Genomic DNA, 14896 nt, shown 5'->3' on the forward strand with positions numbered 1-14896 from the left:
ATGAATGCGGGATGCCTGTCAGGTGACAGGCAAGAAAACCGATGCCGAATCCGTTGGAGAAGCCGAAGAACGACGATAAGGATGCCGAACTGGTTCGAGCGATCATCAACGGCCGTCAGGATCGGTTTTATGAATTGGTCAGGCGTTACGAAAAAAACCTCTACAACTTCGGCCTGAGGATGTGCGACAATCCCAGCGACGCCGAGGACATGGTTCAGGATACCTTCTTAAATGTCTTTCAGTATCTCGACGGATTTCGATTCGAGACCAAATTCAAAAACTGGCTTTACCGGGTCGCCACCAGCGCCTGCCTGAAAAAAAAACGCCGGTCAAAATTCGCCCCGGAAAGGGAAATATCCCTGGATGATTTCCTTCCGGATGAAGAATCGGCCCTATCCATGGACCTGCCGCGCTGGGCGACCCAACCCCTTGAGCAGGTGCTCGACGAAGAACTCGGCGGGGTCATCCGACAAGCATTGATGGCGCTTCCGGAAAAATACCGACTGGTGATTGTTCTGCGGGATGTGGAAGGGTTCAGCACGCAGGAAGCGGCCGAAATACTGGAACTGACCCCCACCAACATCAAGGTGCGCCTGCACCGGGCGAGACTCTTTCTACGAGAAGCGTTGAAAACCTATTATGAAACCGACTGACCCGCACCATCCCCACCAGAACTGCGTAAAGCTCTTCGAGCGGCTTTCCGAATATATTGACAGGGAGCTGGATACGCCCACCTGCAAGGATATCGAAGCCCATATCCGGGACTGCAAGCCCTGTCAGGTATGCCTTAAAACCCTGCAGCAGACCGTGGATATTTGCAGGAACCTTGAACGTCGTCATGTGCCTGCCTCCTTTTCGCTGAAATTGAAGGACGCCATCTCCGATCTGGTGATAAAAAAATCCGAATGAAAGCAGCGTATTTCAGACTTCCCGGTTCATCTCTACCCCATCCCGGCCACACTTCCGGCGATTGAAACCGGCAGAATCCTTCCCCCTCCCACCCCCAATGAGTTGTGTTGGGTTTTGCTGGACGACACCATATTCGGTTGACAAATCCGCGCAGCAGACATAAAGTCCCCCAAGACATGCCTGGAGTTCATGTGAGAAATTCCAAGAGGACTGGCTGTCGTTTTGCGCATCGCTTCAGAATCCACCGGCATGAATCCACTTTCTGTTTTCCCCAACGTGTTAACAAGGCTCGTCCATGCCCGCCATGAGCCAGGGGTGGATCCGCAGGCGCTCTCCCGGATTATAAAGACAGATCCTGCATTATGTTTCATGGCCATGCGCCTTGACCGCGCCATGAACACCGGGTCCCAACCGGAAGGTCCAGTCGGCATTGAAGCGACGGTCAGCCGCATCGGGATGGCCGGAGTCGACGCCATCGCGGTCCAGGCCCAGACAAACCAGGCGTTGAACACGGTTCTCCATCAGCAGGCAGTTTCCCTTGAGTGGCTTTGGCGGCACTGCCTGACCACGGCGCTGCTGGCCCAAGGACTGGCCCTGGAAATCAATTTTCGTCCCGTTGAGGAAGCCTACATCGCCGGGCTGCTGCACGACATCGGCAAGCTGGTCCTTTGCGCCCGGACGCCGGAAACCTGCGCACCGATGCTGGCTGACCCTGTTCAGGCCAACCCGCTGCTTGAAGCGGAGGCGCGGGTAGTTGGATCAGACCATGGTTCCATCGGTGCGGAGTTGATCCGCCGCCACACCCATACATGGTCTGCGGCGGATGCAGCCAGGTTTCACACCGCCCCCCTGTCAGCGGTAAAAAACGCACTTCCTTTGGTCCAGATCGTGTGGGCGGCCAACCACCTGGCTGTGGAACCGCATCCGTCGCCCGAAGCCTGTCAAGCCGTTGGGGAACTGCTGAGCCTGGACCCCCGGGACCTGAATCAACGCTCCCGAAGGGTTGCCGAACAGGTGCTGGCGGTTAAAGGCGATATCGATCCAGTTGTGGCGGGAAAAGGGCACACCATCCCTGAAACAGCCGCCCTGCCCCTGGGCCTTGAGGTAAGCACCGCTATCATCCTGTCAACCGTTTACAAAGAACTGCTGGCGGCAACGGGCAGCAGCGCGATTATCCGGGTACTGCGGCAAAGCCTCAGCGTTTTTGTGGGTGTCGACGCCCTGATCCTGTTCGCCCATGAACCGCAAAAAGATCTTTTAATCGGGCGTTTCGCGGCAGGCATCGGCTTTCCTGGAACACCGGACCGGCTGCGCATCCCCCTTACCGCATCGGACAGCCTGCCGGCCATCTGCCATCGCCACGGCGAGGCAGTGGACTCTTTTTCGCTTGCCAGCCGTGGAAAATTGACAATTACAGACCACCAGTTGATGGATTGCATGGGCAAAGATGGCCTTCTGGGCTTGCCGCTGGCAACAGACACCCGTAACGGCGGGGGCTGCCTGCTGCTAGGAATCGATGAGAGCGACAGGCCAATGCTTCGGGAGCAGAAGAACCTGCTTCGGTCCATTGCCGCCGCCGTGGCCGGTGCCTTGCAGAGAGAACACCGGCAGCAGGAGCAGATCAACCATCAGACGGAAAATCGCCATGCGTTCAACTTGACAAGAACCCGCAAAATCGTTCATGAAATCAATAATCCATTGAGCGTCATCAAGAACTATCTGAAGGTGCTGACCCTGCAAGGCGATGAGCATCGATCGGGTATGGATGAGATACGCATTATCAGAGACGAAATCGACCGGGTGGCCGGATTGATAAGATCCCTGACGTCGCCGTCGGTCATGCTGTCGCAACCCATTGAACCCGTTGATGTGAATGCCACGATCGCCGATATTATGCGTCTTTTCCGGGAAAGCCTTCCGGGCAAAAAATCCGTTCGTCTGGACCAGGACCTGGATGAACGCATCCCCGTAATCGACAGCAATCGGAATTTGTTGAAGCAGGCCTTGATGAACCTGCTTAAAAATGCAACGGAAGCCGTGCCCGACGACGGAACCATTGCCGTCAGCACCCGGATGCTGCCGGATCCTCGGCGACACACCGGCCATGGCGACGGGATGGGGTGCATCAAAATCAGCATCTGCGATAACGGCCCGGGGATTGACCAAAAACTTCAAGCGCAGCTGTTTTCACCTTATGTGACTTCGAAAACCGGCCACGACGGGTTGGGTTTGTCCATCGCCCATGAAGCGGTGCTGCATCTCAAGGGCTCCCTGATCTGTGAAAGTGCTCCCGGCCGGGGGACCTGTTTTTTCATCAAGCTGCCCGTGGGTGACCATGGATCGGCAAACACCGACGCATTGGACCCAGCCGTTTAGGAGCGTTACATGCGAAACCGCCCACGCATATTGATTTGTGACGATGAGCCCCTGATGACCGCAAGCATCAAGGCGGTATTGGATGCCTGCAAGTATCAGGTTCAAACCACCAACAGTTCCCGCCATGCCCTGACCCTGATCCATGCCGACCACCCCGACCTGGTGCTCCTGGATGTAATGATGCCCGAAATGACCGGATTTGATGTGCTCGATGCCGTGGATCGCGAGCGTTGTGACGCCGCTTTCATCATTGTCACCGGAGAAGCCAGCGTCGATTCGGCCATTAAGGCCATCCGCAAAGGCGCCAGTGATTATCTGAGGAAGCCCTTCGAACCCGATGAATTGATCATCCGTGTGGAGAACGTCCTGCAGCAGTTGCAGATGAAACGCAATAACATGTGTGTCCTGGCCGAAAAACGGCAGCTTGAAAACCAGCTGCGCCAGTCCCAGAAAATGGAGGCCATCGGCACCCTGGCCGGCGGCATCGCCCACGACTTCAACAATGTGCTGAGCATCATTTTAGGCAATACGGAACTGGCGCTGGTAGACATGCCCCATGAACACACCGCCCGCCTCAACCTGGAGCGGGTTCTCACAGCCAGCCTGCGGGCCCGGGAAATGATTCAACAGCTGCTCAGCTTCAGCCGCAAGGAAGAATCCGGCCGCAAGCCGCTGTGCCTCAACAGCGTCATCGCAGATTCGCTCAACCTGATGCGCGCCTCCCTGCCCACCAACATTGCCATTGACCGCGACATCAGTCAGACCGAATGCACCACCATTGCCGATGCCACGCAGATTCACCAGGTCATGCTCAACCTTTGTACCAATGCCGCCCATGCCATGGAGCCCGACGGCGGCGTGCTGACCATCCGGCTGGAGCCGGTCACGCTGGACCGCGCCACCGCTGCCGATATCGACGGCCTGATGCCTGGAAACTATGCCCGACTGGTGGTCGCCGACACCGGCCATGGCATCGAAAAAACCATCATCGATCGGATTTTCGACCCCTATTTCACCACCAAGGAGACCGGCAAAGGTACCGGCATGGGGTTATCGGTCGTCCACGGCATCATCAAGGCAAGCGGCGGCGCCATAAGGGCCTTCAGCCGCCCGGGCCGGTTCACGGAATTCCATCTCTACCTGCCGGTGGTGGACATGGTCGTTGACCCGAAGCCCCCCATTTTCGACCAGCATCAGCTGCCGGGCGGACATGAGCGTATCATGATCGTGGATGACGAGGAGATGCTTGTGGACATGACGCGGCAGGTACTGGAGCAACTGGGCTACACGGTCAGCGCCTTCACCGACAGCGTCCAGGCCTTCAAAGCGTTTCACGCCTGTCCCCAGTCCTACGACCTGCTGATCACGGACATGACCATGCCCGGCATGACCGGCACCGCACTGGCCAAAGCGGTGAAGGCACAGCGCGAGAACCTTCCCATAATCCTATCCACGGGATACAACGAACAGATCAGTGAAGAAACGTCTCAATCGTTGGGTATCCAGGCCTTGATGATGAAGCCTGTGGGAATGCAGCAGCTGGCCGAAACCATACGCAGTGTGCTTAGACCCTTGTCGACAGAGCGGCGCAAAAATCCGCGCTACATGGCCCCAGCCGGTTCGTTCGTGATCTCCCGCGCCCACCCTTACGTGCGCTGCTGTCTGGTGGACATCGGTATGACCGGTCTGGCCTACAGCCATGAGATGGCATCGACATCGGGCAACCCTTCGGACCAACTGGCCATTATGACCCCGGACGGTGAAATATTGATCAGCAATATCCGCTGCCGCACCGTCTCTGATATATCCGCCGACAGCGGCATCATCCTCCCGGATGCAAAGCAGGCCCGGCGCGGTGTGTGCTTCGAAGGCCTCACCATGCTCCAGATGGAACGGATCAATCAGTTCATCCAAGACCACGCCGCAGAAACCATGAAATAGCCCGGACTGTCGATCACCCCCCATCCTGGGGCCACACCGAAAATGGAGGCGCGGTGGATGGAGGGGATGATCAGGTCCCAGATCCTTCAGTACCTGATTGCACATGCGCCTACGGAATCCAGTTGCACGGCCACGGAGGCAGTTCCCGTGGCTATCACCACCGCACGAACACCCCCGTCAGCGGTCCTCTTCAAAATACTGAACCTGATAGACCTGCACTTCCAGATCCCCTTTCCGCCAGGCACCCGCCGGCAGGCCGGCTTTGATGCACAGGTGGGACAAAAGCGCTTCAGGCTGGGGAAGCTGTTCCCAAACCTGGGGCAGGAAGGTTGCGCTGGCAAATCCCTTTTTGATGATCACCCCATCGACACCGGGCCTGAGCCCGGAAAGCAGGTCGTCCGCATTGGTGTAGGTCAGCGGGGACGGATCAGTGAGCACACTGACCTCGATTCGGACCGCATCCAATTCGGATTTGCCCAGCGGCGGAAACCGTGGATCGTGAAACGCCGCATTAAGGGCATTTTCGCGCACCCCCGCGACAATGGGCACAGTAGCCGCCAGGCTGCCGATGCATCCACGCAGACGGTTGTCAATTTTCAAGGTGACGAAGGTTCCGCAGCAGGCCTGAAGCGTCTGATCCGCAAGTTGCGCCTCCAGGTGCTGCAAATCGGCCGGTGCGATTGTATTGCCAAAATGACGCGCCAGGGTCTGCCGTGCCAAAACCACCAGGGCCGATCCCTGTTCCGGGGTCAGTGGTTGACGATTTTCGGTTGGGTTTTGCATCGGTTCACTCCATAAAAGGCGTGTCGAGAAATTTGGCGCGGGATGCAGGCCGGTTCAACCGGCAGGAGGTGAACCATTCGGCACGGTTTGTTCGTCATTGGCAGCCGCCAAGGATTCAGGGGCGCCAAAACCGGCCTCGCAATCGGGCTTCTGCCAGTAGCCAAGCAGACCGTTATTTTCCAGATTGATGCCGAAGTAATATCCCTGCGGTGCCAGACCCTTCATGAGGGGCAGTATCCGGGTGCGAAAAAGATTTTCCTTGAACTCACAGCCTGCCGGGGTTCGGCCCAAGTAAACCATATCGTAAAGGGCCGACTCAATCTGGCTGATCTCTTTGCGCATGCCATGCCCCAAATCGATGGAATAGAGGAAGCCCAGGCAGTTATCGATCAGGACGCCGATATCCCGGTCCAGCCGGCTGATCAATCTGAAACCGTTGGTGATAAATGCGCTCACGATGGAAACTCCCTGTTTTCAATTCCATGATCGCCCGCTGCCCAATGGATTCGCACCGGCAGCGGGGCAGTCATCCGGGTCATGGAGGCGGCCCGTGCGTCAGCCTTGAGTGAATTCAACCTTCCCCGCGGCAAGCCGCGGGGAAGGCGCTCGCTGTCGCGGTTCAATCGGTGCCGTTTTGTCTGCGATCCGGTCGGGTTCGGCGGTCTATCTGGTGGGAAAGACTGACCACCACACCTTCGCGAACACTTTTACGCCGGTCTGTGCGGCTGCGGCGCTTCTCCACGAAACCGACGTTTTTGGCGGGAAGCCGCGGCTGCCTGTGTTTAGGCTCCTCGTTTTGTACGAAAGCGCTGCCGATCACAACGATGTCCATGGCCGAACCTCCTTATCAACAGGTATCGGCAGCCACGCGAATCACTTTAACAAAAATACACACAATTAATCGAACAAGGCGCCCACGCTCTCTCCGGTGTGGATGCGCCGAATGGCCTCTGCAAAAAGCGGGGCCACCGACAGGATTTGAATTTTACCGGCCTGTTTTTCCCGGGGGACCCGGACCGTGTCGGTAACGGCCACCGATTCGATGGAACTTTCCACCAGCCGTTTTACAGCCAACCCGCACAAAACCCCATGGGTGGCTCCGACGTGGAGGCTTTTCACCCCGGCATCCGCAAGGGTTTTTACCGAGGCTGCCAGGGTTCCGCCGGTGGAAATCTCGTCTTCGTAGATGATGGCATCGCGTCCCTTGACCTCACCCACCACGAGACCCTGGACAACCTCGGTGTCGGCCAGGCGCCGCTTGTCAATAATGGCCATGGGCAGATGAAGGCGTTCGGCCAGCCGGCCGGCCCGCTTGGCACCCCCGGCATCGGTGGCTACCACCACGGCATTGGCCAGGTCCAACCGCTTGCGGAAGTGCTCCACAAAATAGGGAAGGGCCGTAAGATGGTCCACCGGGACGCTGAAAAAACCATGCACCGCATCCGAATGCAGGTCCATGGTGAGCACCCGGCTGGCACCGGCCGTCCTGATCAGGTCCGCCATGAGCCGGCCGGCGATGGAGATTCGCGGGGCGTCCTTCTTGTCCGAGCGGGCATAGGAAAAATAGGGAATCACCGCCGTAATCCGTCGAGCCGATGCACTCCTGAGCGCATCCAGGATGATAAACAGCTCCATGATGGTGTCACCCACCGGTGCGGTAAAGGGCTGCACAATGAACACATCCTTTTCCCGGACGTTTTCTAATATTTTTACAAACAGATTGTCGTTGGAGAAGCGCGACACCTCCAGACGGCTGATGCCGATGCCCAGTGTGCGGCAAATCGACCGGGCCAGCTGCGGGTTGGCGCTGCCGGAAAAAATTTTTAGGTCGGTCAGCATGGCCTTGCCTCCGTGGTAAGGGTGAGGAATCTCTTGCATGCAGCCGTAAGGGGGGGGGCGGCAAAGACATCCGTCAGTCAGATGCAACGGCCGCTTTTCGGCCGGGTGTCAAGTCGATTTGACGGGACCGGCCCCAACCAGATAGAGCAGTGCCCCGTCATCCGAAAGGTCCAGCAGACCCGCCGCTTCACGGTCATAAATGGCACCGATGCCGCAGACCCCCCATCCTACGGCCGTGGCGGCCAGGTAGGCCTGCTGGCCCAGACGACCGGCCTCGATCATGGCGTAGCGGTAGCCCCGGGCACCCCAGGTTCGCTCCAAGGCGGCCAGGTCGGTCATGAACAACACATGCAAGGCGGCATGTTTCAGCCACATCTGATCTAGGCAGGCCGCCGCCATGGGCGCTGTCAGCCGACCGCCGCATACGCGCCCCAATTGCCGAGCATCCGGATCCAGCAGATAAAAGCCCGGTGGCGCCGACAATCCTGCGCCCAGGAGCAGCCCGGTGACCAGGACGGATCGGGACGCCTGCGGCATTTTCGATGCTGCGCCCATGCTGCCGGCCATCAGGCCGAGGAAAGTCACCAGGCCTGCCCGGGAACCGCTTGCAGGCACAAAGTTGCGGCGGGAACGTCGCTGCCGCAGCAAGCGGACGTAATCCGCCGGACCCTGGAATTCCTGCGGACCCAGATCGATCCAGGACGCCGGTTGATTGACGAGCACATTCAAGGCCGGGTTGGCCTCCGTAAACCGGGTAGATATCTTCTGCCCGGCGCGGTGAACCCCGATGATGTCCGGATAGGTGACCTCTTTTCCCGATACCGTCGATGCCCGAAGAATGTCTTCGGTAAGGGGCTTAAGGAGGCCGACAGCGGTGGTTGTTTTCTTAGGGCCGTGCGCGTCATGCAGATGGACGCATGCCAGGCATCCTTCCCGCTGCGGGTCCAGCCCCAGCAGAGCCTCGATCCCCAGGTCATCGAAATCAAGATGGATGGAAAACGCAAGATCCATAGCGACCAGGGCCAGACGCAGGTTCTCCAGCAGGTGGCCGGCATCCAGCAGGACATAGCGATAGGCGCGGCTGCGGTATTTCCAGGCGCTGCGGAAAAATATTCCGGTAATGCAGAAGGTGGCCGCAACGTTGCGGTCCACCGGCGGGATCTCAGGAATCTGACCGCGGCGCAGGCGGGTCAGGGAATAATCGAAAAGGTTATGGTGGTAGACGCCCGCATCCAAACCGTCGATGTGATGGACAGCCAGATACAGCTCAAAGGGGTACAGGGCGCCGGCCGAGGCAACGCTGCGGTAGAAAAAAGGCGGGTCCGAATTCAGGCTGCGGGCGGTAACGTCGTGGGTCAGGCGAAAAAGCGTTGAAATTATCCCGATGTCCAGGGGTTTTGAATGGCGGCGGTTATCGATGCGGCCGTGTTTCACCAGCTCGATGTAATCTGTTGCGGGCAGCATTTCGCTTCGATTCAGCGGTACGCGCGCCAGCTGCGCATAGTCTTTGGCCGTCTTCGGTTGATGCACCCAGTCCAGCGTGTGGGGAGTCAGTTGATTACGACGGTAGCTGGTGGCCCGGTGGTAGTGGGCAGCGGAAATCGCCTCCGGGATCATGGTGTCCCCACCAGGTCTGCCAGGGCGCTGTCCACGTCGGCAAACCGGAAGGAAAAACCGTCGGCAATCAGGCGTTCGGGGCGGACCTTCTGACTCGCCAGGAGCACGCCAGCCAGCTCCCCCATCATCAGCCGCAGGACCAGAGAGGGGGCGGGAACGATGGCCGGCCGGCCCAGGGCCGACCCCAGGGCCCGGGCGAATTCCTTCTGGCGCACAGCCCCGGGTGCACACAAGTTGTAGGGGCCACGGGCAGGCGCATGATCAAGGACGAACTGAATCGCCCGGATGAGATCGCTCAGGTGGATCCAGGAAAACCACTGGCGGCCGTTTCCCAAAGGGCCGCCGGCAAACATGCGAAAGGCGGGCAGCATCTGGGCCAGGGCACCGCCGCCGGCGCCCAGCACAACGCCGAAACGCATAATGGCCACCCGAACACCCTGCCGCTCGGCATCCAGGGCCGCCTGTTCCCAGTCCACGGCAAGACGGGCCAGAAAATCGGTTCCCGGACGGGAATGCTCGTCAAGCACCTCATCACCCCGGCTGCCGTAGTAGCCCACAGCCGATGTACTCACCAGCGTTTTTTTCCTGCCAGCCATGGCGTTGACAACATTGCGCGTGGTTTGAACGCGGCTGTCGACGATCTGCGTCTTGTAAGCCCGTGACCAGCGCTTGAAAAGCGTACGTCCGGCCAGATTGACCACGGCATCGGCACCGCTGACCACCTTCTGCCACTCTCCTGAAACCGTGGTGTCTGCACTGACCCAGTTGAAGTGCGCAGCCGATTGCAGCGGATGGCTGGCGGAAGTCCCCAACCCGGTCACCGTGTGTCCATCGTCCAGCAGCACACGGGTCAATGCCGTGCCCACGAATCCGGAGGCCCCTGTAATGGTGATCTTCATGTGGTCATCTCCTTTCGGGATCGAAGCACCTACCTGGACAGAAAGCGCCACAGGTAGCGCTCGATCTCCAGTCTTGGCAATGCACCGGCTGCCGTGTCAACTAGTCTCCCATCCCTGAAAAACAGCAGCATGGGCAAGCTCATGACGCTGTAGCGCGATGCGGTGGACGGATTCTGATCGACGTTGAGCTTGGCAACTTTAAGCCGGCCCGCATAATTTCTGGCCAGATCGTTCAGCACCGGCGACAGGGCCCCGCAGGCTGAACACCATGCGGCCCAGCACTCCAGCAATACCGGCAATGGGCTGGCAATGACTTCATTGGCAAAGGTCCGGTCGGTCACCACCACCGGCTGGCTGGGGGTTGCGATGGGGGGAAAAGGCTTTTTGCAGCGCCCGCAGTGTGGTCCATCCTGCAGCTTACCCACGGGGATCCGATTGCGGGTGCCGCAGTTGCGGCACCGTATCAAGACTGTCTCACCTGCCATCGCATCTCCTTTGTCTAAACGGTCGTTGAGGTGGATTGCCCTCAATCTATGGAATCCATAGCGGTCGTCGCGGATTGAAATTTACGCCCAAGGCAGATTTTGACCCATATGGGTTGGGTTGAAACCGGCTCACCCGCCAGCACGACCGTCGTCGCATGGACCGTCATCATCCATGCCTCGCGAATGCTCTGCCGTAAAACTGGCCGTGCAGGCCTGCATGACTTCCGGACTGGAAAGGCAGGCCAACGCCTTGTCGTAATCCGGCTCCTTGGAAATCTCATCCACCAGCTGGGTGTAGGCCACCTTGCCCTTTCCATCGATCACCACCACTGCGCGTGCCATGAGGCCGGCCAGCGGACCCCTGGTAATTCGCGTACCGTAGGCCTCGCCGAATCCGGGGCTGCGAAAGGTGGAGGCGGAAACCACGTGGTCCAGGCCTTCGGCACCGCAGAACCGGGCATGGGCAAAGGGTAGGTCCGCTGACACGCATAGCACAACCGCGTTGTCGGTCTTGCCGATTTCAGCGTTGAACCTCCTCACCGACATGGCACACACAGGTGTATCGATACTGGGGAAAATATTGAGTACAACAGATTTGCCGGCATAGTCCTTTAGGGAAACATCCGACAAATCACTGCGGGTCAAAGTAAAATCGGGCGCTTTCGCACCCGGCCGGGGAAGATCGCCGGACAACGGGACGGGTGATCCTTTGAATGCGGTCTGAGCCATTTTGTCCTCCTTGATGAACATGGGTGTATGTCGAACACGGCTGGGTCGGGGGTGTTGACCCGCAAAAAATGAAGCGTACGCACTGTTGATAACAGTCAATAAACATGCCAATCACCAATTGTCATCTGCCCCCAATGGCACTATTATTGCTTTTGACTATATCAAGATAATTCACTTTTCAAAAACTTCAATCACACGGAGGTTGTCCATGGGTCACAAACGTTATCATATCAAATCTGCCTGCCCTCAGTGTGGGTGCAGCTTTGCCCAGGTACTTTCCAAGGAAGAGATCAAGAAACGTTATGGGGATACACCCAACGTTGAATTGGAATGCGGCGAATGCATGCTCAAATTTCAGACCGACCGCAAAAGCGCCTGCCCCGAATGGGACGACGAATGCCGCCTGAAGGAACAACAGGCCTGACCGGACGGGCGTTCAGTTGATTTTTAAGGTTGACAGCCTGACCGTGAAATGGGCATGTAGTTCACATAACCTGTTTTGGCGAATGCCCATTTTGAGACAACCTGCAGGTGGGAAAGCGAGGCAACTCCAACCATGAGCTACGATTTTAATGCGGATGATGTATTTGAGATGGCTGAACAGATCGAAAGAAACGGCGCGGTCTTCTACAGAAAGGCAGCCGCCGATGTCAGCGACCCCGACGGTGTAAACTTTCTCTTGGATTTGGCGGCCATGGAAGATAACCATGAAAAAACCTTTGCCAACATGAGACGCGAGCTCTCCGAGACGGAAAAAGTGTCGACCGCTTTTGATCCGGATAATGAAGCCGCAGCGTACCTCAAGGCGTTGGCGGATACACGCATCTTTTTCGAAAAAGAGATCGACACCACATCGATGCATGCCATTTTAAAAGCCGCCATTCTGGCTGAAAAGGATTCGATTGTCTTTTACCTGGGGATGAAGGACCTTGTACCCGAAGCGTTGGGGCAGTCCAGGCTGGACGACATCATCAAGGAAGAGATGTCCCACATCAAGCTGCTCAGCCGCCGCCTCGTCGCCACCAAATAACAGATAGCCACGGTTTGTCGTTTAGCTGCGGGAAAGCGCCCGACCTGAGGGGATTGAGGCGCTTTCCTCGGCCCGCCGCCTTTTGGTGTGTTTCGACAGTCGCATGAGACACCAGTGTGCCACGTTGACACCTGATACGTACACCCATTCAGCCGAAAACCGGTCCCAAGGAAAGGAATTACCTTGAAAACCTTCAGCCTGCGGTGGATGTTGGTTTTGGTTATACTGGCCCTTCCAGGCCTGTCAGCTGCCCAAAGGGCCCCGGCCCCCGGAGACCGGCTGCCCGACATGCGCCTGGACAGCCCCGAAAACCCAGACACCCGCGCCTATCTGGGCCTTTCTCCGGGCGATACCTTCGATCCCGCAGCCATCACCGGCAGCCTGCTGGTCATTGAAATCTTCAGCATGTATTGCCCCGTCTGCCAGCGGGAGGCGCCGGCCGTCAACCGCCTGCACCAAGCCATCGAGGCATCGCAAACCCTGCGGGGTCGGGTGAAAATGATTGGTATCGGCGTCGGCAATTCCGCCTATGAGGTCGACTATTTTCGCAAACACTATCAGGTCACCTTTCCCCTGTTTGCTGACCCGGACTTTTTAATTCATAAGACCCTGGGAGAGGTGCGCACCCCGTTTTTCATCATCGCCACCATCGGGCCGAATGACAAAGGGCGGGTATTGTGGACCGATGCCGGGAATATGGAAGTTCAGGAAATCTTCTTGAACCGCCTGAAAGGCTTTTTAAGCCTGGATTAAACAATTTTTTGCAACGATTGCCTGAACCGTATTTGACCCTGCCGCTCCCAGAACACATATGGGGATAGTGGGGGTTGCAATAACCCAACGTGCGGATATGGTAAAAGAAACGGTGAGCCCGATGAACGATTCAAGAATACGGGTGGGTGTTTTGGGTTTTACAGCCATATTGCTGGTTGCGCTCTTTCCCGGCCCTTGCCCGGCAGGGGAACCACCCATGCAGTCCATGATCTATGACCCCGGCAAACTCAAACCGGTCGACAGTATTTTAAAGGTCAAGGTCGGTGACCCAGCCCCTCCCTTTACCCTGCCGTCCCTCACTGGGGAACCCGTTTCCCTGGCGCAATTCAAGGGGAAACGCAACGTTGCGATCTCATTTGTCCCGGCAGCGTGGACGCCGGTTTGTTCGGACCAATGGCCAGGCTACAACATCACCAGAGATATCTTCGAGCAGCATGACGCGGTCCTTTTGGGCATCACCGTAGACAACCTGCCCAGCCTGTTTGCCTGGACCCAACAGATGGGTGGTCTCTGGTTTCCCGTGTTATCGGACTTTTGGCCCCACGGCGAGGCTGCGCACCGTTTCGGTGTGCTTCGCACGGACGGCACCGCCGAACGGGCATTGTTTGTCATCGACAAGGCGGGCATCATTCGCTTCATTTCGGTCTCGGATATCAACCGGCGCCCCAATCTGCAGGATCTTGCCGATGCCCTGAAGGCGATTAACACCACCAAGGCAGAATAAACCGTCCCAGCGCCACTGTCTTGCGAGACATTTTTGTATCAATAAAACATGAGACCTCGATGAACAGGGGCCTGAGCCGACAATCAGGCCGCATCCATGGAAACAAAACCGGTTTTTCAAGTTATTCTGGGATTCATGACACCCGCTGCAGCCATGCCACCACGCGGCCATAAAGAACATTTGCAGCCGCATTTCTTAATGTTTGACTCGCTTTTTCACGATCCTTTTCGCCTTGGCACGCATCTTGATTGAGGGACTGGTGAAACCGTCGATTGTTTTCTCCAACCGGAGGTTTCCAACCCCTTCGGAGCGTTTCAATCCGTGAAACCATGTGACCACAATCTCAGGCAGGCCCTTGTGCTGGCAGAACGCATGATCGCGCTGGCCGACAAGGGGGACGGCGACCGCGAGGACACCGGTTGCGGTATTCTCTACGGCATGCTTCGCGATTCAGGTTACAAAATCAAGCAATTAGCCGAAACGGAAAAGCTCAAACACATTTCCAAAGGCTGGTGGAACGAGCATTGCTGACGCACCACAAGCGACCACATTTAAAACCCTGAGCAGACGAACAAGGAGGATCACGGGTGGCATCGATTAAAGGAACACAAACCGAAAAGAACATTTTGACGGCATTTGCGGGTGAATCTCAGGCCAGGAACCGCTATACCTATTTCACCAAGCAGGCCAAAAACGAGGGCTTCGTTCAGATTGCCGACATTTTTGAAGAGACCGCCAACCAGGAGAAGGAGCATGCCAAACGGCTGTTCAAATTGCTGGAAGGGGGTGA

General features: G+C 57.5%; 19 protein-coding genes. 11 read left to right on the plus strand and 8 right to left on the minus strand.

The features are described 5' to 3' along the window. Positions 1–41 precede the first annotated feature (41 nt). The 4 genes from R6V78_RS06665 (at position 42) to R6V78_RS06680 (ending at position 5226) form a co-directional block, all read left to right on the plus strand. Positions 42–653, plus strand: a complete 612-nt coding sequence (locus tag R6V78_RS06665) for an RNA polymerase sigma factor (protein WP_410288559.1) — start codon at positions 42–44, stop codon at positions 651–653. Beyond that, on the plus strand, positions 640–909 hold the full coding sequence (locus R6V78_RS06670; protein WP_410288560.1) for an anti-sigma factor family protein: 270 nt from the start codon (positions 640–642) through the stop codon (positions 907–909). The genes R6V78_RS06665 and R6V78_RS06670 overlap by 14 nt, the downstream gene beginning before the upstream one ends. A 249-nt stretch (positions 910–1158) precedes the next feature. After that, the gene (locus R6V78_RS06675) at positions 1159–3285 is read left to right on the plus strand and encodes an HDOD domain-containing protein (RefSeq protein WP_410288561.1); all 2127 of its coding nucleotides are present in this window, start codon (positions 1159–1161) and stop codon (positions 3283–3285) included. A 9-nt stretch (positions 3286–3294) separates the two neighbouring features. Beyond that, positions 3295–5226 (plus strand): response regulator, encoded by a 1932-nt coding sequence (locus tag R6V78_RS06680; RefSeq protein WP_410288562.1) that lies wholly within the window; start codon positions 3295–3297, stop codon positions 5224–5226. Between the two features lie 177 nt (positions 5227–5403). On the opposite strand, the gene amrA is transcribed toward R6V78_RS06680, so the two are convergent. From amrA to tpx, 8 genes are all read right to left on the minus strand, one after another. Beyond that, on the minus strand, positions 5404–6009 hold the full coding sequence (amrA, locus tag R6V78_RS06685) for an AmmeMemoRadiSam system protein A (protein ID WP_410288563.1): 606 nt from the start codon (positions 6007–6009) through the stop codon (positions 5404–5406). Between the two features lie 54 nt (positions 6010–6063). After that, positions 6064–6465, minus strand: a complete 402-nt coding sequence (locus R6V78_RS06690; RefSeq protein WP_410288564.1) for a hypothetical protein — start codon at positions 6463–6465, stop codon at positions 6064–6066. Between the two features lie 163 nt (positions 6466–6628). Next, the gene (locus tag R6V78_RS06695; RefSeq protein ID WP_410288565.1) at positions 6629–6841 is read right to left on the minus strand and encodes a hypothetical protein; all 213 of its coding nucleotides are present in this window, start codon (positions 6839–6841) and stop codon (positions 6629–6631) included. Between the two features lie 65 nt (positions 6842–6906). Next, complete coding sequence (locus R6V78_RS06700) at positions 6907–7848, minus strand: ribose-phosphate diphosphokinase (RefSeq protein WP_410288566.1); 942 nt, start codon at positions 7846–7848, stop codon at positions 6907–6909. Positions 7849–7956: 108 nt separating this feature from the next. Further along, on the minus strand, positions 7957–9465 hold the full coding sequence (locus R6V78_RS06705) for a SagB family peptide dehydrogenase (protein ID WP_410288567.1): 1509 nt from the start codon (positions 9463–9465) through the stop codon (positions 7957–7959). Beyond that, positions 9462–10364, minus strand: coding sequence for a TIGR01777 family oxidoreductase (locus R6V78_RS06710; protein ID WP_410288568.1), 903 nt, complete (start codon positions 10362–10364; stop codon positions 9462–9464). Before R6V78_RS06710 ends, R6V78_RS06705 begins: the two co-directional genes overlap by 4 nt. A 29-nt stretch (positions 10365–10393) precedes the next feature. Further along, positions 10394–10849: a thioredoxin family protein gene (locus tag R6V78_RS06715; RefSeq protein WP_410288569.1), complete on the minus strand. Its 456-nt coding sequence runs from the start codon at positions 10847–10849 to the stop codon at positions 10394–10396. Positions 10850–10978: 129 nt separating this feature from the next. Beyond that, on the minus strand, positions 10979–11578 hold the full coding sequence (gene tpx, locus R6V78_RS06720; protein WP_410288570.1) for a thiol peroxidase: 600 nt from the start codon (positions 11576–11578) through the stop codon (positions 10979–10981). Between the two features lie 208 nt (positions 11579–11786). On the opposite strand from tpx, the gene R6V78_RS06725 reads away from it, so the two are divergent. From R6V78_RS06725 to R6V78_RS06755, 7 genes are all read left to right on the plus strand, one after another. After that, complete coding sequence (locus tag R6V78_RS06725) at positions 11787–12002, plus strand: hypothetical protein (protein WP_410288571.1); 216 nt, start codon at positions 11787–11789, stop codon at positions 12000–12002. A gap of 132 nt (positions 12003–12134) precedes the next feature. Beyond that, the gene (locus tag R6V78_RS06730) at positions 12135–12608 is read left to right on the plus strand and encodes a ferritin-like domain-containing protein (RefSeq protein WP_410288572.1); all 474 of its coding nucleotides are present in this window, start codon (positions 12135–12137) and stop codon (positions 12606–12608) included. 183 nt (positions 12609–12791) lie between these two features. After that, positions 12792–13361 (plus strand): peroxiredoxin family protein, encoded by a 570-nt coding sequence (locus R6V78_RS06735; RefSeq protein ID WP_410288573.1) that lies wholly within the window; start codon positions 12792–12794, stop codon positions 13359–13361. A gap of 121 nt (positions 13362–13482) precedes the next feature. Then, the gene (locus tag R6V78_RS06740) at positions 13483–14106 is read left to right on the plus strand and encodes a peroxiredoxin (protein ID WP_410288574.1); all 624 of its coding nucleotides are present in this window, start codon (positions 13483–13485) and stop codon (positions 14104–14106) included. A 96-nt stretch (positions 14107–14202) separates the two neighbouring features. Beyond that, the gene (locus tag R6V78_RS06745; protein ID WP_410288575.1) at positions 14203–14358 is read left to right on the plus strand and encodes a hypothetical protein; all 156 of its coding nucleotides are present in this window, start codon (positions 14203–14205) and stop codon (positions 14356–14358) included. A gap of 69 nt (positions 14359–14427) precedes the next feature. Further along, positions 14428–14637 (plus strand): hypothetical protein, encoded by a 210-nt coding sequence (locus tag R6V78_RS06750; protein ID WP_410288576.1) that lies wholly within the window; start codon positions 14428–14430, stop codon positions 14635–14637. A gap of 56 nt (positions 14638–14693) precedes the next feature. Further along, positions 14694–14896 (plus strand): rubrerythrin family protein (locus R6V78_RS06755; RefSeq protein WP_410288577.1); only part of this gene is annotated, 203 nt, incomplete at its 3' end.

Origin of the sequence: Desulfosarcina sp. (assembly GCF_046496365.1) — a bacterium.
Classification (GTDB): Bacteria; Desulfobacterota; Desulfobacteria; order Desulfobacterales; family Desulfosarcinaceae; genus Desulfosarcina.

Coding starts and splice junctions, on each gene's coding strand:
- R6V78_RS06710 (WP_410288568.1), bottom strand. CDS start 10,364: ATGAAGATCACCATTACAGGGGCCTCCGGATTCGTGGGCACGGCATTG.
- R6V78_RS06675 (WP_410288561.1), top strand. CDS start 1,159: ATGAATCCACTTTCTGTTTTCCCCAACGTGTTAACAAGGCTCGTCCAT.
- tpx (WP_410288570.1), bottom strand. CDS start 11,578: ATGGCTCAGACCGCATTCAAAGGATCACCCGTCCCGTTGTCCGGCGAT.
- R6V78_RS06680 (WP_410288562.1), top strand. CDS start 3,295: ATGCGAAACCGCCCACGCATATTGATTTGTGACGATGAGCCCCTGATG.
- R6V78_RS06745 (WP_410288575.1), top strand. CDS start 14,203: ATGGAAACAAAACCGGTTTTTCAAGTTATTCTGGGATTCATGACACCC.
- R6V78_RS06740 (WP_410288574.1), top strand. CDS start 13,483: ATGAACGATTCAAGAATACGGGTGGGTGTTTTGGGTTTTACAGCCATA.
- R6V78_RS06695 (WP_410288565.1), bottom strand. CDS start 6,841: ATGGACATCGTTGTGATCGGCAGCGCTTTCGTACAAAACGAGGAGCCT.
- R6V78_RS06715 (WP_410288569.1), bottom strand. CDS start 10,849: ATGGCAGGTGAGACAGTCTTGATACGGTGCCGCAACTGCGGCACCCGC.
- R6V78_RS06700 (WP_410288566.1), bottom strand. CDS start 7,848: ATGCTGACCGACCTAAAAATTTTTTCCGGCAGCGCCAACCCGCAGCTG.
- amrA (WP_410288563.1), bottom strand. CDS start 6,009: ATGCAAAACCCAACCGAAAATCGTCAACCACTGACCCCGGAACAGGGA.
- R6V78_RS06705 (WP_410288567.1), bottom strand. CDS start 9,465: ATGATCCCGGAGGCGATTTCCGCTGCCCACTACCACCGGGCCACCAGC.
- R6V78_RS06670 (WP_410288560.1), top strand. CDS start 640: ATGAAACCGACTGACCCGCACCATCCCCACCAGAACTGCGTAAAGCTC.
- R6V78_RS06665 (WP_410288559.1), top strand. CDS start 42: ATGCCGAATCCGTTGGAGAAGCCGAAGAACGACGATAAGGATGCCGAA.
- R6V78_RS06725 (WP_410288571.1), top strand. CDS start 11,787: ATGGGTCACAAACGTTATCATATCAAATCTGCCTGCCCTCAGTGTGGG.
- R6V78_RS06730 (WP_410288572.1), top strand. CDS start 12,135: ATGAGCTACGATTTTAATGCGGATGATGTATTTGAGATGGCTGAACAG.